This is a genomic window from Burkholderia sp. BCC0506 (assembly GCF_902833145.1).
Taxonomy (GTDB): Bacteria; Pseudomonadota; Gammaproteobacteria; order Burkholderiales; family Burkholderiaceae; genus Burkholderia.
On record NZ_CADFEN010000015.1, the window covers coordinates 21,592 to 45,077 of the forward strand.

The window sequence follows — 23,486 nt, forward strand, 5'->3', positions numbered from 1 at the left end:
TTATGAGCAAAGACTACAAGGATCTGCTGGTTTCCCTCGACATCGGCACGTCGAAGGTGGTGGCCATCGTCGCCGAGCTGAAGGGCGAGGGCCACTACGAGGTGATCGGTCTCGGCCAGAGCGAGTCGAAGGGTCTGAAGAAAGGTGTGGTGGTCAACATCGAGGCCACCGTGCAGTCGATCCAGCGCGCGCTCGAGGAAGCCGAGCTGATGGCCGACTGCAAGATCACCAACGTGTTCACGGGGATCGCGGGCAGCCACATCCGCAGCTTCAACTCGAGCGGGATGGTCGCGATCAAGGACAAGGAAGTCACGCAGACGGACGTCGCGCGCGTGATCGAGACCGCGAAGGCGATCAACATCCCGACCGACCAGCAGGTGCTGCACATCCTCACGCAGGAATTCATCATCGACGGCCAGGAAGACGTGCGCGAGCCGATCGGGATGAGCGGCATCCGGCTGGAAGTGAAGGTGCACATCGTGACGGGCGCGGTGAGCGCCGCGCAGAACATCGTCAAGTGCGTGCGCCGCTGCGGGCTGGAAGTGAACGACCTGATCCTGCAGCCGCTCGCGTCGTCGCTGGCGGTGCTGACGGAAGACGAGAAGGATCTCGGCGTGGTGCTGGTCGACATCGGCGGCGGCACGACGGACATCGCGATCTTCGCCGAAGGCGCGATCCGCCACACGGCGGTGATTCCGATCGCCGGCGACCAGATCACGAGCGACATCGCGATGGCGCTGCGCACGCCGACGCCGGATGCGGAAGACATCAAGGTCGGCTACGGGATCGCGAAGCAGGCGCTCGCCGATCCGGACGAAATGGTGGAAGTGCCGGGCCTCGGCGAACGCGGCCCGCGCACGCTGTCGCGCCAGGCGCTCGCGGCCGTGATCGAGCCGCGCGTCGAGGAACTGTTCTCGCTCGTGCAACAGGTCGTGCGCGAGTCGGGTTACGAAGAACTCCTGAGCTCCGGCGTGGTCATTACCGGCGGCGCGTCGATGATGCCGGGCATGGTCGAGCTCGGCGAAGACATTTTCCTGAAACCGGTGCGCATCGGCGCGCCGGAATATGCAGGCGGCCTCTCCGACGTCGTGCGCAATCCGCGCTACTCGACGGCGATGGGGCTGCTCGTCGAAGGCAGTGCGCAGCGCATGCGCGGCCGCAAGGTCGCCGTGCAGTCCGGCAACGCGGGGCAGGTGTTCTCGCGGATGAAGGAATGGTTCCTGAGCAACTTCTGACGAATCGCATCGAATCGAAATTCGCGCTGGTGCCGGCGGCTGGCGCGCGACAGGGGGTTGCCCGATCTCCTGCCGAATAACGGCCGAGTAGCAGTCATTCTCTTGACGGAGGCAACAATGGAATTCGAAATGCTGGAAACCGAAACCAACGGCACCATCATCAAGGTGGTCGGCGTTGGCGGCGCTGGCGGCAATGCCGTCCAGCACATGATCAACCGCGGCGTGCAGGGCGTCGACTTCATCGTGATGAACACGGACGCCCAGGCGCTGTCGCGTTCGCGTGCATCGTCGGTGATCCAGCTCGGCAACACGGGTCTTGGCGCCGGTGCGAAGCCGGAAATGGGCCGTGCGGCAGCGGAAGAGGCGCGTGAGCGCATCGCCGACGCACTGCGCGGCGCGCACATGGTGTTCATCACGGCCGGCATGGGCGGCGGTACGGGCACGGGCGCGGCACCGGTGGTCGCGCAGATCGCGAAGGAGATGGGCATTCTGACGGTCGGTGTCGTCAGCAAGCCGTTCGAGTTCGAAGGCGGCAAGCGCATGCGCGTCGCCGAAGCAGGCTCGCAGCAACTGGAGGATCACGTCGACTCGCTGATCGTCGTCCTGAACGACAAGCTGTTCGACGTGATGGGCGATGACGCCGAGATGGACAAGTGCTTCCAGTGCGCGGACGACGTGTTGAACAACGCGGTGGCGGGTATCGCGGAAATCATCAACGTCGATGGCCTCGTGAACGTCGACTTCGAGGACGTGAAGACGGTGATGGGCGAGCAGGGCAAGGCGATGATGGGCACGGCGACGGTGGCCGGCGTCGATCGCGCACGCCTCGCGGCGGAACAGGCCGTGGCGAGCCCGCTGCTCGAAGGCGTCGATCTGTCGGGCGCGCGCGGCGTGCTGGTCAACATCACGTCGAGCCGTTCGCTGCGCCTGTCGGAAACGCGCGAAGTGATGAACACGATCAAGAGCTACGCGGCGGAAGATGCGACGGTGATCTTCGGTGCGGTGTACGACGACGCGATGGGCGATGCACTGCGCGTGACGGTCGTGGCGACGGGTCTGGGCCGTGCGGCGAAGAAGCAGCAGTCGGCACCGATGACGCTGCTGCGCACGGGTACGGACAACCAGCCGGTCAGCGCGGTGTCGCACGGCTATGCGCCGGCGCATCACGTCAGCACGGCCGACTACGGCGCGCTCGATACGCCGGCGGTGTGGCGCAATTCGCGCGAAACCGCGGCATCGCACGTGCAGGCGCTGCAGGAGAAGGGTGTCGACACGTACGACATCCCGGCTTTCCTGCGCAAGCAGGCAGACTGACGCAAACACAGGCGAAGCCGCGGCGAAACTGCCGCGGTATCGCCGGCGTGACGGATGCTACGGACCACGACAGGCCGCGTCGGATGCGACGCCGGGCCGGGAAAGGTGCCCTCTTCGCGCAAGCGGAGCGGGATGGGCCGTGCTGTCCGCGACACGCTGAAAAACCGTATCGCTATGAGGGACCAGCCATGATTCAAGTGGGCGACGCGCTGCCCGACGCGCAATTGTTCGAGTTCGTCGACGACGCGCGCGAAGGGTGCACGCTGGGGCCGAATGCCTTCAGCGTGCGCGACCAGGTTGCGGGAAAGCGGGTGGTGATCTTCGGATTGCCGGGCGCGTTCACGCCGACCTGTTCGGCGCAGCATGTGCCGGGCTATGTCGAGCACGCCGAGCAACTGCGCGCGGCGGGGATCGACGAGATCTGGTGCGTGTCCGTCAACGACGCATTCGTGATGGGCGCATGGGGACGTGATCTGCACACCGCGGGCAAGGTGCGCATGATGGCGGACGGCAGCGCGGCTTTCACTCATGCGCTGGGGCTGACGCAGGATTTGTCCGCGCGTGGCATGGGAATTCGTTCCCTGCGCTACGCGATGGTGATTGACGGCGGTGTGGTCAAGACGCTGGCCGTCGAGGCGCCGGGCAAATTCGAAGTGAGCGATGCGGCGAGTGTTCTCGCGACGTTGACGTCCTGATCGTGCGGTGCGCCGTTGCCTTCCGGCAACGCTGCTCACCGGCCTCAGGGCAGTTGTAACACGGGCTGATGACCGGAAACGCCTCCGTTCCGGGCATCGGCCCGTCCCGTATCGGCACGGGTAAACAGTCGAAACAGATTGATACGCAGTTTCAGACAGCGCTGAATGGGGAATTACGCTATAATCCCGCCTATCGAATATAACTCCTGATTGATATCTTCAATCAAGACGAAGAAGACCATGTTGAAGCAGCGCACCATCAAATCCATCGTGAAGACCGTGGGTATCGGTGTCCACTCGGGCCGCAAGATCGAGTTGACGCTCCGTCCCGCCGCGCCCGGTACGGGCATCGTCTTTTCACGCGTCGACCTGCCCACGCCGGTCGACATTCCCGCATCGGCGATGTCGATCGGCGACACGCGGCTCGCGTCGGTGTTGCAGAAGGATGGCGTGCGCGTGTCGACGGTCGAGCATCTGATGTCCGCGTGCGCGGGTCTCGGCATCGACAACCTGTATGTCGACGTGACGGCCGAGGAAATCCCGATCATGGACGGCAGTGCGGCCACGTTCGTGTTCCTGATCCAGTCCGCCGGCATCGAGGAGCAGAACGCGCCGAAGCGCTTCATCAAGGTGAAGAAGCCGGTCGAAATCCGCGACGGCGACAAGTTCGCGCGTCTCGACCCGTATTTCGGCTTCAAGCTGAAGTTCTCGATCGACTTCCGCCATCCGGCCGTCGACAAGACGGGGCAGGAGCTCGAGGTCGATTTCGCGACCACGTCGTATGTGCGCGAGATCGCGCGTGCGCGCACGTTCGGTTTCGCGCACGAGGCCGAGATGCTGCGCGAGATCGGCCTGGCGCGCGGCGGCAGCATGGACAACGCGATCGTGCTCGACGAGTACCGGATCCTGAACAACGATGGGCTGCGCTACGACGACGAGTTCGTGAAGCACAAGATGCTCGACGCGATCGGCGACCTGTACGTGATCGGTCACCCGCTGCTGGCGTCGTACACCGCGTACAAGTCGGGCCATGGCCTGAACAACGCGTTGCTGCGCGAGCTGCTCGCACACGAAGACGCGTACGAGATCGTGACGTTCGACGATCCGCAAGCCGCGCCGAAAGGCTTCGCGTTCGACGCGCAGACGGCCTTCGCGTGACCGGCGTTCAGCGCAGGCGATAAAAAAGCGACCCTCGGGTCGCTTTTTTGTTGGCCGGCCGCCGGCGGCGGCGCGTGCGTCAACGCGGCTTCGCGCCGTGCCGTGCCGCCATCCGTGCGAGCGCGGCCTGCAGCGGCGACGGCTCGAGGTGATCGGCGAGGTCGCGCAGCGCGGCGGCGCCGGCCGACGTCATCCTTGCCTGCTTTACGTGCGGCGGCTCCGGTGCGTCTTTCGGGCGCACGCGCACGCGCAGCGTCGTCACGGGCCAGCCGCGTTTCTGGAGATCGCCGAGCAGCCGCACTTCGACCTGCCGCAGTCGCGCGGCCAGCGCATTGTGCGCGGCAAAGAGGGTCAGGGTGCCGTCCTTGATGAAGCCGGGCTCGACGTGATTGGCCAGATAGTCGGGCAGGCACGCACCCAGGTCGCGCTGCAGCGACGCGATCTGCTCGACGCCGGCGCGCAGCGCCGCGAATGCGTCGGTACGGCCGAGCACTTCGGACACGGGTTGCGGGCGATAGGCGGCGAGCGGGCCGAAACGCTTGGAAAATCGGTTCATCGAGGCTTTCTTCGAGCGCGCACGCGCGCGGACGTTGCAGCCGATTGTACCCGCGCGGGCCCGCGCACGGGCGGCTTTCGTCCCTGTCCGCCCGGCCCCGGCGCGCCATGCCCGTGCGGCCGCGACGCAAGCGTACGCGTCCCCGCGTGCTAAAATTCGACGTTTGAGTCCACTAATTCGCTAAGCCGCCGAGGCTCGGGCGCCGGGGCGCGCAAGACGCGCCGGGCGCCGGTGCTGCGACGCAGGATCCGATCCGATGACAACCGGTTTTCTCCAGAAAATTTTTGGCAGCCGCAACCAGCGGCTCGTCAAGCAATACCAAAAGACCGTCGCGACGATCAATGCGCTCGAAACGCAGATCGAGAAGCTGACGGACGACCAGTTGCGCGGCAAGACGGACGAATTCCGCCAGCGGATCGCGGCCGGCGAGTCGCTCGACAAGCTGCTGCCCGAGGCATTCGCGGTCTGTCGCGAAGCGAGCCGCCGCGTGCTGAAGATGCGGCACTTCGACGTCCAGATGATCGGCGGCATGGTGCTCCACTACGGCAAGATCGCGGAAATGCGCACCGGCGAGGGCAAGACGCTCGTCGCGACGCTGCCCGTGTACCTGAATGCGCTGGCCGGCCGCGGCGTGCACGTCGTGACCGTCAACGACTACCTCGCGCAGCGCGACGCCGAATGGATGGCGCGTCTCTACAACTTCCTCGGTCTGTCGGTCGGCATCAACCTGTCCGGCATGGAGCACGAGCAGAAGCAGCAGGCGTACGCGGCGGACATCACGTACGGCACGAACAACGAGTTCGGCTTCGACTACCTGCGCGACAACATGGTCTACGAGACCGACGCGCGCGTGCAGCGGGCCCTGAATTTTGCCGTCGTCGACGAAGTGGACTCGATCCTGATCGACGAAGCGCGTACGCCGCTGATCATTTCGGGCCAGGCCGAGGATCACACCGAGCTGTACGTGCGGATGAACGCACTGCCGCCGCTGCTCGAGCGCCAGATCGGCGAAGAGAAGGCAGACGGCACGGGCGTCGAGAAGCCGGGCGACTACACGCTCGACGAGAAGGCGCGCCAGGTGTTCCTGACGGAATCGGGCCACGAGAAGGCCGAGCGCCTGCTCGCCGAATGGGGCCTGATCGGCGAGGGCGAGAGCCTGTACGCGCCGCAGAACATCACGCTGATGCACCACGTGTACGCGGCGCTGCGCGCCCACACGCTGTTCCACAAGGATCAGCACTACGTCGTGCAGAACGGCGAAGTGGTCATCGTCGACGAATTCACGGGCCGCCTGATGGCCGGCCGCCGCTGGTCCGACGGCCTGCACCAGGCGGTCGAGGCGAAGGAGCACGTGAAGATTCAGAGCGAGAACCAGACGCTCGCGTCGATCACGTTCCAGAACTACTTCCGGATGTACGCGAAGCTGGCCGGCATGACCGGTACCGCCGACACCGAAGCGTACGAATTCAACGAGATCTACGGCCTCGAGACGGTCGTGATCCCGACCAACCGCCCGCCGAAGCGGATCGACAAGCAGGACCAGATCTACAAGACGGCCAAGGAGCGCTACGACGCGGTGATCCGCGACATCCGCGACTGCTACGAGCGCGGCCAGCCGGTGCTGGTCGGCACGACGTCGATCGAGAACTCCGAGCTGCTGTCGCACCTGCTGAAGCAGGCCGGGCTGCCGCACGAAGTGCTGAACGCGAAGCAGCACGAGCGCGAAGCGGCGATCGTCGCGGAAGCCGGCCGTCCGAAGCGCATCACGATCGCGACCAACATGGCCGGCCGCGGGACCGACATCGTGCTCGGCGGCAACGCGGAGAAGCAGGCCGCGTTCATCGAGGCCGACGATTCGATTCCGGCCGACGAGAAGGCACGCCGCATCCAGAAGCTGCACGACGAGTGGGAAACGCTGCACGAGGAGGTGAAGGCCGCGGGCGGCCTGCACATCATCGGCACCGAGCGCCACGAATCGCGCCGGATCGACAACCAGCTGCGCGGCCGTGCGGGCCGTCAGGGCGATCCGGGTTCGTCGCGCTTCTACCTGTCGCTCGACGATCCGCTGCTGCGCATCTTCGCGGGCGACCGCGTGCGCTCGATCATGGATCGCCTGAAGATGCCGGAAGGCGAGGCGATCGAGGCGGGCATCGTCACGCGGTCGATCGAATCGGCGCAGCGCAAGGTCGAAGCGCGCAACTTCGACATCCGCAAGCAGCTGCTCGAATACGACGACGTGTCGAACGACCAGCGCAAGGTGATCTACCAGCAGCGCAACGAACTGCTCGAAGCGCACGACATCACCGAGACGATCACCGCGATGCGTCACGGCGTGATCGCCGAAGTCGTCCGCCAGTTCGTGCCGGAAGGCAGCATCGAGGAGCAGTGGGACGTGCCCGAGCTCGAGGAAGCGCTGCGCAACGACTGGCAGCTCGACCTCGCGATCCAGGAAATGGTGAACGAGTCGTCGTCGATCACCGCTGAAGAGATCCTCGACGCCGTGACGACGGCCGCGGACGAGCAGTACGAGGCGAAGGTCGCGATGGTCGGCCGCGAATCGTTCAGCGCGTTCGAGCGTTCGGTGATGCTGCAGACGGTCGACCGCCTGTGGCGCGAACACCTCGCGGCGCTCGACCACCTGCGCCAGGGCATCCACCTGCGCGGCTATGCGCAGAAGAATCCGAAGCAGGAATACAAGCGCGAGGCGTTCGAGCTGTTCGCCGCGATGCTCGACGCGATCAAGCAGGAAGTCACGCGCATCGTGATGAACGTGCAGATCCAGTCGCCGGAGCAGCTCGAGGAGGCGGCCGAGCAAATCGAGGAGCGCGGCGGTCATCTCGAGAACGTCGAATACCAGCACGCCGACTACGCGGACGCCGGCGCGCCGGTGGCGAACGTCACGACTGCCGCCGCGGCGGCCACGGCGACGGCCGACATGGTCGGCAGCGCGATGACGCACAGCGGCCCCGGCGGCGAAATGCCGAAGGTCGGCCGCAACGACCCGTGCCCGTGCGGCAGCGGCAAGAAGTACAAGCAATGTCACGGGAAGCTGTCATGATCGGCGGCGGCGCGCGTCACGCGTGCCGCATCGTTCGCAGCTTCGAGTCAGTGATGTGAGTTGTGGCGGCCCGCGCGTGCGGCCGCCGGTTCTTCCAATCGATGCCGGCACATGCCGGCATTTTCCATCCGGCAGGTGTGCCCCATGGCTGTCAATTTTCCGTCGATCGATCCCGCCCAACTGCATCCCGTCGCCGGCGTCACGCTCGGCTGGGCGGAAGCGAACATCCGCAAGCCGAATCGCAAGGACGTGCTGGTCATCTCCGTCGACGAAGGTGCGACGGTCGCGGGCGTGTTCACCGAAAACCGTTTCTGCGCCGCGCCGGTCACCGTCTGCCGCGAGCACCTGGCGAAGGTGCGTGCAGGCGGCGCGGCCATTCGCGCGCTGGTCGTGAATACCGGCAATGCGAACGCGGGCACCGGCGAGCCGGGCCTCGTGAATGCCCGCGAGACCTGCGCGGAACTCGCGCGTCTCGCGGGCATCGAGCCGGCGCAGGTGCTGCCGTTCTCGACCGGCGTGATCCTCGAGCCGCTGCCGATCGACCGCCTGAAGGCCGGCCTGCCGGCCGCGCTCGCGAACCGCAAGGCCGCGAACTGGTTCGACGCCGCGCAGGCGATCATGACGACCGACACGCTGCCGAAAGCGACGTCGCGCCAGGTGACGATCGACGGTCACACGGTCACGCTGACAGGCATCAGCAAGGGCGCGGGCATGATCAAGCCGAACATGGCGACGATGCTCGGCTTCCTCGCGTTCGATGCCAACGTCGCGCAGCCGGTGCTCGACACGCTCGTGAAGGAAGTCGCCGACCGTTCGTTCAACTGCATCACGATCGACGGCGACACGTCGACGAACGACTCGTTCATCCTGATCGCATCGGGCAAGAGCACGCTGCCCGCGATCACGTCGACCGATTCGCCCGCCTATGCGGCGCTGCGCGACGCGGTGACGGAAGTCGCGCAGATGCTGTCGCAACTGATCGTGCGCGATGGCGAAGGCGCGACGAAATTCATGACGGTGCAGGTCGAGGGCGGCAAGAGCGTCGCCGAATGCCGCCAGATTGCCTACGCGATCGGCCATTCGCCGCTCGTGAAGACGGCCTTCTACGCATCCGACCCCAACCTCGGCCGTATTCTCGCGGCGATCGGCTATGCGGGCGTCGCCGATCTCGACGTCGGCAAGATCGACCTTTATCTCGACGACGTGCTCGTCGCGAAGGCCGGCGGCCGCAATCCGGCCTACCGGGAAGAGGACGGCCAGCGCGTGATGAAGCAGAGCGAGATCACGATCCGCGTGCTGCTCGGGCGCGGCGACGCGCAGGCCACCGTCTGGACGTGCGACCTGTCGCACGATTACGTGAGCATCAACGCGGATTACCGCTCCTGATCGGGAGCGCTCGAACGACATGGACAAGCTTGAACAGTTTCTGACGCGCGCCGAAGCGCTGCTCGGCCGTCTCGAAGGGATGCTGCCGCCCGCGCCGGCGGCCATCGACTGGAACGCGGCCCACGCGTTCCGCTGGCGCAAGCGCCAGGGGCGCGGTTACCTGCAACCGGTACCGGCCGTGTCGTCGATCACGCTCGGCGACCTGCACAACATCGATCGCCAGAAAGCGCTGATCGACCAGAACACGCGGCAGTTCGTGCAGCGCAAGCCAGCCAACAACGTGCTGCTGACCGGCGCACGCGGTACCGGCAAGTCGTCGCTGATCAAGGCGTGCCTGAATGCGTACGCGAACGACGGGCTGCGCCTGATCGAAGTCGACAAGGACGACCTGCACGATCTCGGCGACATCGTCGACCTGATCTCGCAGCGTCCGGAGCGGTTCATCGTGTTTTGCGACGACCTGTCGTTCGAGGACGGCGAATCGGGCTACAAGGCGCTGAAAGTCGCGCTCGACGGCTCGATCGCCGCGCAATCGGACAACGTGCTGATCTACGCGACGTCGAACCGCCGGCACCTGCTGCCCGAGTACATGAGCGACAACGAGTCGTACAAGCATCTGCCGGACGGCGAGATTCACCCCGGCGAAGTCGTCGAGGAGAAGATCTCGCTGTCGGAGCGCTTCGGCCTGTGGGTCAGCTTCTACCCGTTCAAGCAGGACGACTATCTCGACATCGTCGCGCACTGGCTGCGTCACTTCGGCTGCCCGGATGCGGAGATCGAGACCGCGCGCGGCGACGCGCTCGTATGGGCGCTCGAGCGCGGTTCGCGCTCGGGCCGCGTCGCGTGGCAGTTCGCGCGCGACTGGTCGGGCCGCAAGGAGCAGGCATGAGCGCGGATCCGGCACAGGGCGCCGCGCGGGCGCCGGACGGCCGCAAGGTGACGGAAGTCGCGGTCGGCGTGATGGTGCAGCCGGACGGACGGTACCTGCTCGCGCAGCGTCTGCAGGGCAAGCCGTACGAAGGTTACTGGGAGTTTCCGGGCGGCAAGCTGGAGGCGGGCGAAAGCGTCGAGGATGCGCTGGCGCGCGAGCTGCACGAGGAACTGGGGATCGAAGTCACGGCCAGCCATCGCTGGCACACGCTCGAGCACGATTATCCGCACGCATACGTGCGGCTTTATTTCTGCAAGGTGACGGGCTGGACGGGCGAGCCGCACAGCAAGGAAGGGCAGGCGTTCGTGTGGCAACGACTGCCGGTCGAAGTCGCGCCGCTGCTGCCGGCGGCGCTGCCGGTGCTCGAATTGCTCGAAAAGGAAGCGGCGTCGCAATGATGCCGTCGCGGCCTGCCTGAAACGCGGGCCATATCGGCGGACGGGCGGCGCCGCGCGCCGCTCAGCTGTCGCGGCGGTTGTCCGTGCCGTCTTCTTCCGACGACGGGCCCTCGTCGGCGGCGCCGCCGATCCGGTACTTTTCCGCGGCCCATGCGCCGAGGTCGAGCTGCTTGCAGCGGGCCGAACAGAACGGGCGGAACTTGTTTTCAGGCGTCCAGCGCACTTCTGCGCCGCACGACGGACATTTCACAACGGTAGTCATACGAAAGCATCGATCCGGCACGCGGCCGTTACAGATTGCACAGTGTCAGATGGAACGGCACGTCGATGTCCACCGCGCGCGGCCGTACATCGCCATCCTGCATGGTGAACCGTACCCACAGCATGTATTTGTTGGCGCTCGCTTCGGGAATGACGCGCAGCTCCGGCGGCACGCGCACCTGCATCAGCTGGTAGGTGCGGCCGGACAGCATCTGCTGGTAGCTGCCCTGCATCGCCATGACCTTCGACGCCTGACCCGATTCGCGCGCGAGCCGCAGCACGATCGCCGCGGCGTCGCGCAACGGCAGCATCGGCAGGATCCACTTCGCGATGTCCTGGCGCCGCTGCTCGGCGGGCCATTGTTGCCACGCGTAGTACGACGGCAGGTCGAACTTGCACGTACCGCCGGGAATCACCGCGCGGCTGCGGATGCTCGCGAGCCACTCGTTGTCGACGAGGTGCTGGCCGGTCTTGCCCTGCATCTGCGCGAGATTCGCGAGCGTCTGCTCGATTTCGCCGAGCACGGCTTCGAGCGCGTTCTGCTCGATGCCCGGATTGCCGCGAAAGGGGGCGAGCGTCTGGCGTTGACGTTCGAGCTCCTTCATCAGATCCGATTTCAGGTCCGCGCGGCCCGTTACCTCGGCGATTTCGAACAGCGTCGTCAGCGCGACGTGGTGTTCACGCGGGTCCTCCTGAGCCAAAAAGAACGCGAAGCGCTCGAACAGATCTTCGAGACGCAACAGCGTGCGAATTCGCTCGTTGAACGGATACTCGTAAAGAATCAAGCGCGCTCGCCTCTTGGGTAGGGATTGAAACAATGAAGGACATTCTAATGCCCCCTCTCTACCCTAGCAACGCGCCAATTTCGTACACCATCACGATGGCGCGCGATGTTCAGTGCGCGGCCGCCGCGAATCCGACATAGCGTTGGTGCAGTGCATCGACCTGCGCGGCGAGCGCGTCGGGCGTGAGCGCGTCGTTGACGATCACGTCGTCGGCCGCCGCCAGGCGGGCTTCGCGCGTCGCCTGTCGTGCGATGATCGCTTCGACCTGTTCACGCGTGAACCCGTTGCGCCGCATCACGCGCGCGATCTGCGTTTCGACCGGGCAGTCGACGACGAGCACGCGATCGCAGCGCGCCTTCCAGGTGCCCGACTCGACAAGCAATGGCACGACGAAGATCACGTACGGGCCCCGTGCCTCGCGCGCCTCGCGATCGGTCTCCGCGCGAATCAGCGGATGCGTGATCGCTTCGAGGCGCCGGCGCGCGTCGTCGTCGCCGAAGATCAGCGTGCGCATCTTCGCGCGATCGAGCGAGCCGTCGGCGGCCACGAAGCCGCGACCGAACGCGTGCTCGATCGCCGGCATCGCGAGACCGCCCGGCGCGGTGATGCGGTGGGCAATCAGGTCGGTATCGACGAGCGATGCGCCACGGGCGCCGAACAGGTCGGCAACGGTCGTCTTGCCGCTGCCGATGCCGCCCGTGAGTCCTACTGAAAACATGTCAGCCTCCGAGCGCCGCATAGAAAGGGGTGCCGAAAAAGAGCGTGGCGACGCCGCCGGCCGCGAGGAACGGACCGAACGGAATCGGCTCCTCGAAGCGCATGCGCCCGCGCCAAGTCGCGACGAGCCCGACGAGCGCGCCGCTTACCGCCGCGAACAGCACGACCTGCGGCAGTGCGGCCCAGCCCATCCATGCGCCGAGCGCGGCGAGCAGCTTCAGGTCGCCGAACCCGATGCCCTCGATGCCGCGCAGCCATTTGAACAGCCAGTAGATCGACCACAGGAACAGGTAGCCGGCCATCGCGCCGATCACGGCCGAGCGCAGCGACGTGAAGGTGCCGCCGAGGTTCAGCACGAGCCCGGCCCACAGCAGCGGCAGCGTCATCGAGTCGGGCAGGTAGCCGGTCCGGATATCGATCGCGCTCATCGCGAGCAGCGCCGCGCACAGCGCGAACGCGGCAAGCGCGGCGACGGTCGGGCCGAACGCCGCGAGCGAGCCGGCCGCGAGCAATGCGCACGCGAGCTCGACGAGCGGGTAGCGGACGCCGATCGCATGGCCGCAGCGCCGGCAGCGCCCACGGAGCATCAGGTAGCTGACGAGCGGGATGTTTTCCCAGGCGCGCAACACGTGACCGCAGTGCGGACAGGCGCTGCGCGGGCGCCACAGATCGTAGCGCGGCGGATAGCCGTCGTCGGGCGGGGCGCTCGCGGCGCCGGTCGCTTCGGCGATCTCGGCCTGCCATGCCCGCTGCATCATCACGGGCAGCCGGTGCACGACCACGTTCACGAAGCTGCCGATGCAAAGGCCGACGACGATCGCGAACGCATACTGCAGCGCGGGCGGCAGCATCGCCAGCGCGAGCAGCGTGCTCTCGGGCGAATCGGAAACGGCGGACAGGGGCGCTGGCGTCATGAGGCTCAAGGTCGGACTAAAAGGCGACAGAATCGGTTGCGATGCTACACCACGTTGCCGAGCTGAAGGATCGGCAGATACATCGCGATCACGAGGCCGCCCACGAGCGCGCCCAGGACGATCACGATCAACGGCTCGCCGAGTGCCGCGAGCGCATCGAGACGCGCGTCGAGCTGGCGTTCGCACAACGCGGCGATGTCGGCGAGCATCGTGTCGAGCGCACCGCTTTCCTCGGCGACGGCGATCGGTTGCACGACGTCGTCCGGAAAGCAGCCGGCCGAATGCATCGCATCGGCCAGACGCGCGCCGCGCAGCACGCGTGCGGCGATGTGCGCGGTGGCGTGCGCGAACACCGGATGGCCGGCCGTGCGCTCGAGCGTGGCGAACGCATCGGCGAGCGGCACGCCGGCGCCGAGCAGCGTCGCCAGCGAGCGGCACCAGCGCGCGGCCGCAAACCGTTCCAGCGCGGGGCCCGCAATCGGAGCGCGCAGCAGGCGCCGCGCGAGCGCGTGGCGCAGCGCGGCCGAACGTCGAAGCGCGTGCCGTGCGGCGAGCCCCGCGGCGGCCGCACCGGCCAGGAGCACGCCGCCCCACGCCGACAGCGCGGAGGACAACGCGAGCAGTGCGCGGGTCGGCGCGGGCAGGGCGGCGCCGAAGCCGTCGAAGATCTGCCGGAAGGTCGGCACGACCCACACCATCAACGCCGCCGAGATCGCGAGCGCGAACAGGATGACGGCAGCCGGATACGCGAGCGCGGCACGCAGCTTGCGCCATTGCGCATCGGCGCGCTCGCGGTGTTCCGCGACCCGGGTCAGCACGATGCCGAGCGAACCGGACGCCTCGCCGACTTCGACCAACTGGCGATACAGCGTGCCGAACTGCGATGGATAGCGTGCGATCGCATCGGCGAAGCGCCGGCCGCCGACGATCTCGCGGGCGAGCCCCGCGGCGATGCGTGGCATGCCGTCGCGCGTGCGGGTGCGCGCGAGCATCTCGAGCGACGGCGCAAGCGGCAGGCCGGCTTGCAGCAGGCTGGCGAGCTGGCGCGTGAAGCGCGTGATGTCGCGTGCGCCGGCCGAGGGCGGACGGGCCGGCCCGCGGACGTCGAGCGACAGTACCGCGATGCCGTCGCGCGCGAGCGTGGCGCGCGCGGCCGCGGCGTCGAACGCGATGACGGTCCCGCGGCGCGGCGAGCCGTCGCGGTGGCGGCCGCGCCATGCAAAGCGGGTTTCGCGCGGCGGCGTGCGCATGCTCACGCCGCGGGAGTGGCGGCGACGGCTTCCGCGATGCTCGTCGTGCCGTCCATGACGCGCGCGAATGCCGCGTCGCGCAGCGTGCGCACGCCCTCGGCCGCCACGCATCGCGCGAGTTCGCCGACGCTTGCCCGCGCGACGATGCGCTCGGCCAGCCCGGGCGATACCGGCATCGTCTGATGCAGGCCGATGCGCCCGCGATAGCCGATCCCGTGACAGGCGGGACAGCCGCGCGCGACGAACGGCCGCCAACCGGCGGCCAGCGCCGCCGGGTCGCAGCCGGCTTCCCGCAGCGCGTGCGCCGATGCGTCCGAATGCACGCGACAGGCGACGCACAGGCGCCGGACGAGACGCTGCGCGGTGACGAGGTGCAGCGCGGCCGCGAGGTTGTACGGCGCGACGCCGATGTCGAGCAGCCGCGCGACGGCGGCGGGCGCGTCGTTCGTATGCAGCGTCGACAGCACGAGGTGGCCCGTCTGCGCGGCCTTGATCGCGACATCGGCCGTTTCCGCATCGCGAATCTCGCCGACCATGATGACGTCCGGATCCTGCCGCAACAGCGCGCGCAGCGCGGTCGCGAACGTGAGCCCCGTCTTGTCGGCGACCCCGACCTGGTTGATTCCGTCGAGCTGGATCTCGGCCGGGTCCTCGACCGTGCAGACGTTGTGCGCGTCGCGATCGAGCATCTGCAGCGCGCAGTAGAGCGACAGCGTCTTGCCGCTGCCGGTCGGGCCCGTGACGAGCACGAGGCCATGCGGCGCGCGGATCGCGGCCTCCATCGCGGCGGCCTGCCGCGCGTCGAAGCCGAGATTGGCCAGCGTGAGATCGGGCGGCAGCGTTTCGAGCCGCCGCAGCACGAGCTTTTCGCCGAACAGCGTGGGCAGCGAACTGACGCGGTAGTCGCCGCGCGTGCCGCCGTCGATCGCGATGCGCAGCCGGCCGTCCTGCGGAAGCCGCCGCTCGGCGATGTCCATGCGCGAGAGCACCTTGATCCGCGTGACGAGCGCATCGCGCAGGTGCAGCGGCGGTCGCGCATGTTCATGCAGTACGCCGTCGATGCGCAGACGGATGCGCCAGCCGGCTTCGAACGGCTCGACGTGGATGTCCGACGCATCGCGCACGCGCGCCGCATGCAGTGTGTCCGTCAGCAGCCGGACGGCGGGGGCATCGTCGAGCTGGGCCGCATCGAGTGCAGGGGGCGCGGCGGCGGGGCGCGCGTCGGCATGCGCGGGCGACGACTGCGTGTGCAGCGACGCCCCGGAGGAAGGGAAGTGCATGTGAGCCGGCACGCGGGCCGCCTGTTGACCGTGATGCGCAGATGATCGCGCGTCGCGGGCGGCGCCGGCAGTCGGCCGTTCGGCTAGCGCGCGGCGATGCGCCCGGCGCGCGTGCCGCGCGGCTTGAAGAGCTTGACGGTGCGGACTGCCTGATCGTCGCTGCGCATCACCTCGAGCATCACGTCGCCGATTTTCAGGCACACGTCGTCTTCCGGAATTTCCTCGAGGATCTCGAGTACCAGTCCGTTCAGCGTCTTCGGCCCGTCGGTCGGCAGTTTCAGGTGCAGCCAGCGGTTCAGTTCACGCAGCGGCATGCTGGCCGAGACGATGCATTCGCCGTTCTCGTCCCAGCCGCCCGCGCGTTCGCTGCGCGGCATCGACGTCGTGAATTCGCCGATCAGCTCCTCGATGATGTCCTCGGGCGTGACGAGCCCTTCGAGTTCGCCGTACTCGTTGACGACGAGGGCGGTGCGCTGCCGGGTTTCCTGGAAGAACTGGAGCTGCTGGACCACCGGCGTGCCCGACGGCACGTAGTACGGCTCGGCGAGCAGCGAGCGCAACGTTTCGCGATCGAAGTCCTGGTTGTGCAGCGCGGTGAGCGTCTTGCGCACGTGCAGCACACCGAGCACCTTGTCGATGTCGCCTTCGTAGACGACCAGCCGGTTGTGGTAGCAGGTTTCGAGCTGATGCAGGATGTCGTCGAGCGGCGCGTAGAAGTTGAGCGACTCGATCTGGCGGCGCGGCACCATCACGTCGTCGACCGTGATGTTCTCGAGGTCGAACAGGTTGAGCAGGATGCTGCGGTGCTTGGTCGGCATGAAGCTGCTGGATTCGAGCACGATGGCGCGCAGCTCGTCGGCCGACATTCGCTGGTCGCGGCCCTTCTTCGTATTGATGCGCAGCACCCACAGCACGCCGTTCGCGAGCGCATTGACGAACCACACGACCGGCTTGAACACGCGCATCAGCGGCGCGATCACGAGGCTCGCCGGCAGCGCGATGCGCTCGGGGAACGTCGCGCCGACGATCTTCGGCGCGATTTCCGCGAACACGATGATCAGGAACGCGACGACGCCGGTCGCGATCGACAGCGCGAGGTTGTTGCGGCCGAACGTATGGAGCGCGAGCGACGTCGTGAGGACCGGGATGATCGTGTTGAACAGGTTGTTGCCGATCAGGATCACGCTGAGCAGCAGGTCAGTGCGCGTGAGCAGCCCCTGCGTGGTTTTCGCGCCGAGCGCGCCCTGGCCGGCGAGATGCTTCAGCCGATGGCGATTGAGCGCCATCATCGCGGTCTCGGAAATGGAAAAGAAGCTGGAACAGAGGAGAAGCAGGAAGACGGCGCCGATTTGCGCCCATAAGGGAATTTGGTCCACGCGTTGGAAAGGGCAGTGAAGGACAGGGATGGGGGAAATATAGCAGAGGCCGGAGACCGCGATGTGTCGTGCGCGACACGGGGGCCCGCGGCGGCACGGACGAAAAAAAACCGTGCACACGGTGCACGGTTTTTTCAAATCTGGTCGGGGTGAGAGGATTCGAACCTCCGGCCTCTACGTCCCGAACGTAGCGCTCTACCAGGCTAAGCTACACCCCGATTTTTGCTCTTCGGACTTCGCCGTCTTCGTGAAGATCGCTGCGTCGTCTCAAGCAAGAACGTAACTATAACGATGTTTTTTCTAAAAGGGAATACTTTGATGAAGAAATTTTTCGAGACAAGGCATCGCTTCCCGTTCGCCGCGGGCTCACGACTGCCGCGACGTCGAGTATGAGCACAACCCGAGCAGGCTTTCCTTGTAGATCGAATCGGGGAACGCGGCAATCGCCGCTGCCGCCGCCTGCGCTTCCTGGCGCGCGCATTCGAGCGTGTGATCGAGCGCGCCGGAGCGCGTGATCGCGTCGAAAATCGTGTCGAAGCGATCGGTGCCGCCCTGTTCGATCGCCTCGCGCGCGAGCGCCGACTGTTCGGGCGTGCCGCGTTCGATCAGATAGATGAGCGGCAGCGTCGGCTTGCCTTCGCGCAGGTCGTCGCCAGCATTCTTGCCCATCGCCTCGGCGGTGCCGGCATAGTCGAGCCAGTCGTCCATGATCTGGAACGCGGTGCCGATCCGGCGGCCGTATTCGGCGGCCGCGGCCTCGGTCGGCGCATCGGCGCCCGCGAGCACCGCGCCCAGCCGGGCCGACGCCTCGAACAGCTTGGCCGTCTTGTAGCGGATCACCTGCATGTAGCGCGTTTCGTCGACGTCCGCGTCGTGCATGTTGAGGAGCTGCAACACCTCGCCTTCCGAGATGATCGTCGTCGCTTCGGACAGGATCTCCATCACGCGCATCTTGCCGACGCCGACCATCATCTCGAACGAGCGCGAGTAGAGGTAATCGCCTACCAGCACGCTCGCCGCGTTGCCGAACAGCGCGTTGGCGGTCTGGCGGCCGCGGCGCAGCTCGGATTCGTCGACGACGTCGTCATGCAGCAGCGTCGCCGTGTGGATGAATTCGACGACGGCGGCCAGCACGTGCCGCTGGTGCGACGTTTCGCCGAGCGCGCCGGCGACGAGCAGCAGCAACGCCGGACGCAGCCGCTTGCCGCCCGCGCCGATGATGTACTCGGCGATCTGGTTGATCAGCAGCACGTCGGACGCGAGGCTTTGCCGGATAACGCGATTCACCTGCTCCATGTCGCTGGTGATCGGGGCGAGCAGGTGGGCGGCGCTGAGGGTGGGGGAGGCGGTGGACGACGACATGATGATGGAATTGGGTGATGCGGCGGATTATAAGTCGAATCCGCGATATGCCGGTCTGTCGGACGTACCCGCAACGCGATTTTGGCCGTCCGGCCGAGGCCCGCGCGCGGTAATCGTCGATCGGTTTTGACTTCGGTGCTAACCCCATGTATAATCACGTGTTTTCCGCGCGTGGTGTGCGGAAAAATTGGATCCAGAGTGAGGTTCTCAATGTACGCGGTCATAAAAACCGGCGGCAAGCAGTACAAGGTTGCCGTTGGCGAAAAACTCAAAGTAGAACAGATACCGGCTGACATTGACGCTGAAATCACGCTCGACCAGGTTCTCGCAGTGGGCGAAGGCGAATCGATTAAGTTCGGTACGCCGCTGGTCAGTGGGGCTTCCGTCAAGGCCACCGTTGTGTCGCACGGTCGTCATGCCAAGGTCACCATCTTCAAGATGCGTCGCCGGAAGCACTACCAAAAGCACGGCGGCCACCGCCAGAACTACACTGAGCTGCGCATCGACGCGATCAACGCGTAAGCGCCTCGGTAAAGGAGCAATCAGATGGCACACAAAAAGGCAGGCGGCTCTTCCCGGAACGGCCGCGACTCCGAGTCGAAACGTCTCGGCGTGAAAGTGTACGGCGGCCAGGCGATCAATGCCGGCGGCATCATCGTGCGTCAGCGCGGCACGCGCATGCACGCAGGCGAGAACGTCGGCATGGGCAAGGATCACACCCTGTTCGCGCTGGTCGACGGTCACGTCAAGTTCGCGACCAAGGGCGCGGACAAGAAGCATCTGGTCATCGTCGTCCCGGCGGCTGCCTAAGTCAGGCACCCACGGGCTTCGTTGCCGAAAGGCCCCGCAGTCTTCGCGGGGCCTTTTTTTATTGGGTCGCCGGGCGCAAGTGCGGGCCGGCGACCCTCGCGCGACCGGCATGCGATCGGCCGAACGGCAGATTGTTCAAGCGTGCCGGCGCGCGGCACAATAGCGGAAATACTGGGCGGAGTGACGAATGAAGTTCATTGACGAAGCACGAATCGAAGTCATCGCCGGCGACGGAGGCGATGGCAGCGCGTCGATGCGCCGCGAGAAATTCGTCCCGTTCGGCGGGCCGGACGGTGGCGACGGCGGCCGGGGCGGTAGCGTCTACGCGATCGCCGACCGCAACATCAATACGCTGATCGACTACCGCTACGCGAAGAAGCACCTCGCGCGCAACGGCGAAAACGGTCGTGGCTCGGATTGCTACGGCAAGGGCGGCGACGATGTCACGCTGCGCATGCCGGTCGGCACGATCATCAGCGACATGGACACGGGCGAGCTGATCGCCGATCTGACCGAGCACGACCAGCGCGTGATGCTCGCGCAGGGCGGCGCCGGCGGCCTCGGCAACCTGCATTTCAAGTCGAGCACGAACCGCGCGCCGCGCCAGAAGACGGACGGCAAGCCGGGCGAGCGCCGCATGCTGAAGCTCGAGCTGAAGGTGCTCGCCGACGTCGGCCTGCTCGGCATGCCGAACGCGGGCAAGTCGACCTTCATCTCGTCGGTGTCGAACGCGAAGCCGAAGATCGCCGACTACCCGTTCACGACGCTCGCGCCGAATCTCGGCGTGGTGCGCGTCGGCCCGAGCAAGAGCTTCGTGATCGCCGATATCCCGGGGCTGATCGAAGGAGCGGCCGAAGGCGCGGGCCTCGGGCATCAATTCCTGCGCCACCTGCAGCGTACCGGCGTGCTGCTGCATCTGGTCGATCTCGCGCCGTTCGACGAAAGCGTCGATCCGGTCGCGGAGGCGACGGCGATCGTCGGCGAACTGCGCAAGTACGACGAGGCGCTCTACGAGAAGCCGCGCTGGCTCGTGCTCAACAAGCTGGACATGGTGCCGGAAGACGAGCGCGAGGCGCGCGTGGCGGATTTCCTCGACCGCTTCGGCTGGGACGGCCCCGTGTTCGAGATCTCGGCGCTGACGGGCCAGGGCTGCGAAGCACTGTGCTACGCGATCTACGACTACCTCTCCGAACATTCGGACGCGCATCGTGCGGCGGCGGAGGAGGATCTCGCGGCGGACGTGCGTTTTCGCGATGCGCCGCCGGCGACGGGCGGTGCGGCGCCGGCCGACGACGCCTGAACGGTTCGCCGACGCGCCGGGCGTGCCGCCCGGCGTTCGCGTTCAATCGCGCCCCGGCCAGGCGGGCATCAGATACAGGAGACAGTGCAGGATGCGTTCGATCATCGCGGATTCGAAGCGATTGGTGGTGAAGGTGGGCTCCAGCCTCGTGACCAACGACGGCAAGGGGCTCGATCATGCTGCGATCGGCCGCTGGGCAGCCCAGATTGCTGCGTTGCGGGCGCAGGGCAAGGAAGTCGTGCTCGTCAGTTCGGGCGCGATTGCCGAAGGCATGCAGCGGCTCGGCTGGAGCAAGCGGCCGCGGGAAATCGACGAGCTGCAGGCCGCCGCCGCGGTCGGCCAGATGGGGCTCGCGCAAGTCTACGAGAGCCGCTTCACCGAGCACGGCATCCGCACCGCGCAGATCCTGCTTACGCACGCCGATCTGGCCGATCGCGAGCGCTACCTGAATGCGCGTTCGACGCTGCTCACGCTGCTGCGGCTCGGCGTCGTGCCGATCATCAACGAGAACGACACGGTCGTTACCGACGAAATCAAGTTCGGCGACAACGACACGCTCGGCGCGCTCGTCGCGAACCTGATCGAAGGCGATGCGCTGATCATCCTCACCGACCAGTCGGGGCTGTTCACGGCCGATCCGCGCAAGGATCCGAACGCGACGCTCGTCGGTGAGGCCAGTGCGGGCGCACCGGAGCTCGAGGCGATGGCTGGCGGGGCCGGCTCGAGTCTCGGCCGCGGCGGAATGCTGACGAAGATCCTCGCGGCGAAGCGGGCGGCGCACAGCGGCGCGAATACCGTGATCGCGAGCGGCCGGGAGTCCGACGTGCTCGTGCGTCTGGCGGCCGGCGAGGCGATCGGCACGCAACTGATCGCACGCACCGCGCGGATGGCGGCACGCAAGCAATGGATGGCCGATCATCTGCAGGTGCGCGGCCATGTCGTGATCGATGCGGGGGCGGTCGAGAAACTGACGGCCGGCGGCAAGAGCCTGCTGCCGATCGGCGTGACCGACGTGCAGGGCGCGTTCGCGCGCGGCGAGGTGATCGCATGTGTCGGCCCGGACGGGCGCGAGGTGGCGCGCGGGCTCACGAACTACAGCAGCGCGGAAACGAAGCTGATTCATCGCAAGCCGAGCGGCGAAATCGAGGCCGTGCTCGGCTACATGCTGGAGCCCGAACTGATTCATCGCGACAACCTCGTGCTGGTGTGAGCACGGGCCCGGTTGCGTCGTTCGAATGAAAAAGCCCGCATCGCGCGGGCTTTTTCGTGCGGCGGGACGATGCGGGCGGCCCGCATCGCGTGCCGTCAGCGCAACTGCGTCATCGCGGTGCGGTGGAACCGGATGTTTTCGAGGATCTGCCGGGGCGAGCCCTGCGGCATCTTGTTCGCGCAGAAGTAGTCCTGGTAGAGCGCGGAGTGGTAGGCGTTCAGCTCGCCGTTCTCGATGCGCCGCCAGTCGTTCTCGACCGTGCGATCCCAGCCGTTGTGGTCCGAGTTCAGGCCGGCGTACTGGCGCCATTCGTAGGTGTCGCAGCGGATGCCTTCGTAGTTCACGTTGCGCGCACCGGCCGGGCTCGTGATGACGACTGCGTAGCGCACGACGCCGTCGGTGCCGACATCGAGCGATTTCGCATCGACGAAGAACTTGAGCGGGGTGTTCTGCGACACGTTGAACGGCAGCAGATCGCCGGTTTGCGGCAGCGGCGGCAGCGTGTCGACGGCATTTTCCTTCCAGGATCCCTGGCGATCGAGCAGGTACACGAACTCGCTGTCATCCTTGTTGGACGGCGCTTTCGAGTTCGCGCAGCCGGCCAGGGCAGCCATCGCGGCGATCGATGCGAGCGCGAGAGCAATCGCTTTCAATATGCATTCCTCGTAAAAAAAGGGCGCGACACCAAGGTCGCGCCCGGTCATGCAGTCCGACTCGTCATTTGCCGACGATCACGGGGGGCGGCATCTCGTCGAGCGTGCTCGCCTCCGCTTCGATCTCCGAACAGACTACCGATGTGTCGACAATCGTCAGCGTCTGGGCCGGTGCGCCAATGACGCGCGGATAGCGCGACACACGCGGCCCGCGCGGCTTCTCGGCTCGCTGCGCCGGGCGGCGCAGGAAGCGCGACAGTTCCGTCAGCGCCAACTGATAGACATCCCGCTTGAACTCGATCACCGCATCGAGCGGCACCCAGTACTCGTTCCAGCGCCACGCATCGAACTCCGGGTGGTCGGTCGCGCGCAAGCAAATGTCGCAATCGCGTCCAACCATCCGCAGCAGGAACCAGATCTGCTTCTGGCCGCGGTAATGACCGCGTACTTCGCGTTTGATGAACTTGTCAGGCACCTCGTAACGCAACCAGTCGCGAGTGCGGCCGATTATCTTGACGTGTTCCGGATGCAGGCCCGTTTCCTCGTGCAGTTCCCGGTACATCGCCTGCATGGGGGTCTCGCCGTACTTGATCCCACCTTGAGGAAACTGCCAGGAATGCTCGCGGAGCCGCTTGCCCCAAAACACCTCGTTGCGCGCGTTCAAGAGGATGATGCCGACGTTCGGGCGAAAGCCTTCACGATCCAGCATACAACCACCTTCGAATCCTTTAAAATTGCTTTGATTATAAACAGATAACGGGCGCTGCGCACCGTGACGGAGCGAATCCGCGCGGGGTACGCCGGCTGAATTGTCCCTGATTAGTCTGCTACGTCGTC

General features: G+C 66.4%; 23 protein-coding genes and 1 tRNA gene. 12 read left to right on the plus strand and 12 right to left on the minus strand.

Going from position 1 to position 23,486, the window contains the following annotated elements:
• Positions 1-2 precede the first annotated feature (2 nt).
• The 4 genes from ftsA to lpxC all read left to right on the plus strand — a co-directional run bounded on the left by ftsA (position 3) and on the right by lpxC (position 4,402).
• Entirely contained in the window at positions 3-1,235 is a 1,233-nt protein-coding gene (gene ftsA / locus HWX62_RS28560; RefSeq protein WP_006487138.1) for a cell division protein FtsA, read from the plus strand.
• A gap of 117 nt (positions 1,236-1,352) precedes the next feature.
• Positions 1,353-2,549, plus strand: a complete 1,197-nt coding sequence (gene ftsZ / locus HWX62_RS28565; RefSeq protein ID WP_021159911.1) for a cell division protein FtsZ — start codon at positions 1,353-1,355, stop codon at positions 2,547-2,549.
• A 188-nt stretch (positions 2,550-2,737) separates the two neighbouring features.
• Positions 2,738-3,244 carry a peroxiredoxin gene (locus HWX62_RS28570; RefSeq protein ID WP_059580848.1) on the plus strand — a complete coding sequence of 169 codons (507 nt, stop codon included), beginning with the start codon at positions 2,738-2,740 and terminating at the stop codon, positions 3,242-3,244.
• Between the two features lie 240 nt (positions 3,245-3,484).
• Positions 3,485-4,402 carry a UDP-3-O-acyl-N-acetylglucosamine deacetylase gene (gene lpxC, locus HWX62_RS28575; RefSeq protein WP_006487145.1) on the plus strand — a complete coding sequence of 306 codons (918 nt, stop codon included), beginning with the start codon at positions 3,485-3,487 and terminating at the stop codon, positions 4,400-4,402.
• Between the two features lie 79 nt (positions 4,403-4,481).
• On the opposite strand, the gene HWX62_RS28580 is transcribed toward lpxC, so the two are convergent.
• Positions 4,482-4,958, minus strand: coding sequence for a DUF721 domain-containing protein (locus tag HWX62_RS28580; protein ID WP_006487136.1), 477 nt, complete (start codon positions 4,956-4,958; stop codon positions 4,482-4,484).
• A gap of 256 nt (positions 4,959-5,214) precedes the next feature.
• Between HWX62_RS28580 and secA the strand changes: the two genes are divergently transcribed.
• The 4 genes from secA to HWX62_RS28600 all read left to right on the plus strand — a co-directional run bounded on the left by secA (position 5,215) and on the right by HWX62_RS28600 (position 10,731).
• Positions 5,215-8,016 carry a preprotein translocase subunit SecA gene (gene secA / locus HWX62_RS28585; protein WP_175927566.1) on the plus strand — a complete coding sequence of 934 codons (2,802 nt, stop codon included), beginning with the start codon at positions 5,215-5,217 and terminating at the stop codon, positions 8,014-8,016.
• 144 nt (positions 8,017-8,160) lie between these two features.
• On the plus strand, positions 8,161-9,402 hold the full coding sequence (argJ, locus tag HWX62_RS28590) for a bifunctional glutamate N-acetyltransferase/amino-acid acetyltransferase ArgJ (protein WP_175927567.1): 1,242 nt from the start codon (positions 8,161-8,163) through the stop codon (positions 9,400-9,402).
• Positions 9,403-9,421: 19 nt separating this feature from the next.
• Positions 9,422-10,291, plus strand: coding sequence for an ATP-binding protein (locus HWX62_RS28595; protein WP_027783462.1), 870 nt, complete (start codon positions 9,422-9,424; stop codon positions 10,289-10,291).
• Positions 10,288-10,731, plus strand: coding sequence for an NUDIX domain-containing protein (locus HWX62_RS28600; RefSeq protein WP_175927568.1), 444 nt, complete (start codon positions 10,288-10,290; stop codon positions 10,729-10,731). The genes HWX62_RS28595 and HWX62_RS28600 overlap by 4 nt, the downstream gene beginning before the upstream one ends.
• Before the next feature lie 61 nt (positions 10,732-10,792).
• On the opposite strand, the gene HWX62_RS28605 is transcribed toward HWX62_RS28600, so the two are convergent.
• The 9 genes from HWX62_RS28605 to HWX62_RS28645 form a co-directional block, all read right to left on the minus strand.
• The gene (locus HWX62_RS28605) at positions 10,793-10,993 is read right to left on the minus strand and encodes a DNA gyrase inhibitor YacG (RefSeq protein WP_175927569.1); all 201 of its coding nucleotides are present in this window, start codon (positions 10,991-10,993) and stop codon (positions 10,793-10,795) included.
• 28 nt (positions 10,994-11,021) lie between these two features.
• The gene (zapD, locus tag HWX62_RS28610; RefSeq protein ID WP_027783465.1) at positions 11,022-11,777 is read right to left on the minus strand and encodes a cell division protein ZapD; all 756 of its coding nucleotides are present in this window, start codon (positions 11,775-11,777) and stop codon (positions 11,022-11,024) included.
• 109 nt (positions 11,778-11,886) lie between these two features.
• Positions 11,887-12,495 carry a dephospho-CoA kinase gene (gene coaE / locus HWX62_RS28615; RefSeq protein ID WP_175927570.1) on the minus strand — a complete coding sequence of 203 codons (609 nt, stop codon included), beginning with the start codon at positions 12,493-12,495 and terminating at the stop codon, positions 11,887-11,889.
• A 1-nt stretch (position 12,496) separates the two neighbouring features.
• Entirely contained in the window at positions 12,497-13,408 is a 912-nt protein-coding gene (locus tag HWX62_RS28620) for an A24 family peptidase (RefSeq protein ID WP_175927571.1), read from the minus strand.
• 44 nt (positions 13,409-13,452) lie between these two features.
• The gene (locus HWX62_RS28625; RefSeq protein ID WP_175927572.1) at positions 13,453-14,658 is read right to left on the minus strand and encodes a type II secretion system F family protein; all 1,206 of its coding nucleotides are present in this window, start codon (positions 14,656-14,658) and stop codon (positions 13,453-13,455) included.
• A gap of 2 nt (positions 14,659-14,660) precedes the next feature.
• Complete coding sequence (locus tag HWX62_RS28630; protein WP_175927573.1) at positions 14,661-15,938, minus strand: ATPase, T2SS/T4P/T4SS family; 1,278 nt, start codon at positions 15,936-15,938, stop codon at positions 14,661-14,663.
• 83 nt (positions 15,939-16,021) lie between these two features.
• Positions 16,022-17,314: an HlyC/CorC family transporter gene (locus HWX62_RS28635; protein ID WP_175927574.1), complete on the minus strand. Its 1,293-nt coding sequence runs from the start codon at positions 17,312-17,314 to the stop codon at positions 16,022-16,024.
• Between the two features lie 141 nt (positions 17,315-17,455).
• Positions 17,456-17,532 (minus strand) — tRNA-Pro (locus tag HWX62_RS28640).
• A 148-nt stretch (positions 17,533-17,680) separates the two neighbouring features.
• Positions 17,681-18,676 carry a polyprenyl synthetase family protein gene (locus tag HWX62_RS28645; protein ID WP_175927575.1) on the minus strand — a complete coding sequence of 332 codons (996 nt, stop codon included), beginning with the start codon at positions 18,674-18,676 and terminating at the stop codon, positions 17,681-17,683.
• A 210-nt stretch (positions 18,677-18,886) separates the two neighbouring features.
• Between HWX62_RS28645 and rplU the strand changes: the two genes are divergently transcribed.
• The 4 genes from rplU (at position 18,887) to proB (ending at position 21,996) form a co-directional block, all read left to right on the plus strand.
• Positions 18,887-19,198 carry a 50S ribosomal protein L21 gene (gene rplU, locus HWX62_RS28650; protein WP_006025184.1) on the plus strand — a complete coding sequence of 104 codons (312 nt, stop codon included), beginning with the start codon at positions 18,887-18,889 and terminating at the stop codon, positions 19,196-19,198.
• 24 nt (positions 19,199-19,222) lie between these two features.
• A complete protein-coding gene (gene rpmA / locus HWX62_RS28655) occupies positions 19,223-19,486 on the plus strand; it encodes a 50S ribosomal protein L27 (RefSeq protein WP_006476999.1) in 264 nt (87 codons plus the stop codon).
• Between the two features lie 187 nt (positions 19,487-19,673).
• Positions 19,674-20,786, plus strand: coding sequence for a GTPase ObgE (obgE, locus tag HWX62_RS28660; protein ID WP_175927576.1), 1,113 nt, complete (start codon positions 19,674-19,676; stop codon positions 20,784-20,786).
• A gap of 91 nt (positions 20,787-20,877) precedes the next feature.
• Complete coding sequence (gene proB, locus HWX62_RS28665) at positions 20,878-21,996, plus strand: glutamate 5-kinase (protein ID WP_175927577.1); 1,119 nt, start codon at positions 20,878-20,880, stop codon at positions 21,994-21,996.
• Between the two features lie 95 nt (positions 21,997-22,091).
• Here proB and HWX62_RS28670 read toward each other — a convergent pair whose 3' ends face one another.
• Both HWX62_RS28670 and HWX62_RS28675 read right to left on the minus strand, forming a co-directional pair.
• Positions 22,092-22,700, minus strand: a complete 609-nt coding sequence (locus tag HWX62_RS28670) for a CNP1-like family protein (protein ID WP_175927578.1) — start codon at positions 22,698-22,700, stop codon at positions 22,092-22,094.
• Between the two features lie 13 nt (positions 22,701-22,713).
• Positions 22,714-23,358 (minus strand): RNA pyrophosphohydrolase, encoded by a 645-nt coding sequence (locus HWX62_RS28675; RefSeq protein WP_175927579.1) that lies wholly within the window; start codon positions 23,356-23,358, stop codon positions 22,714-22,716.
• Between the last annotated feature and the right edge of the window lie 128 nt (positions 23,359-23,486).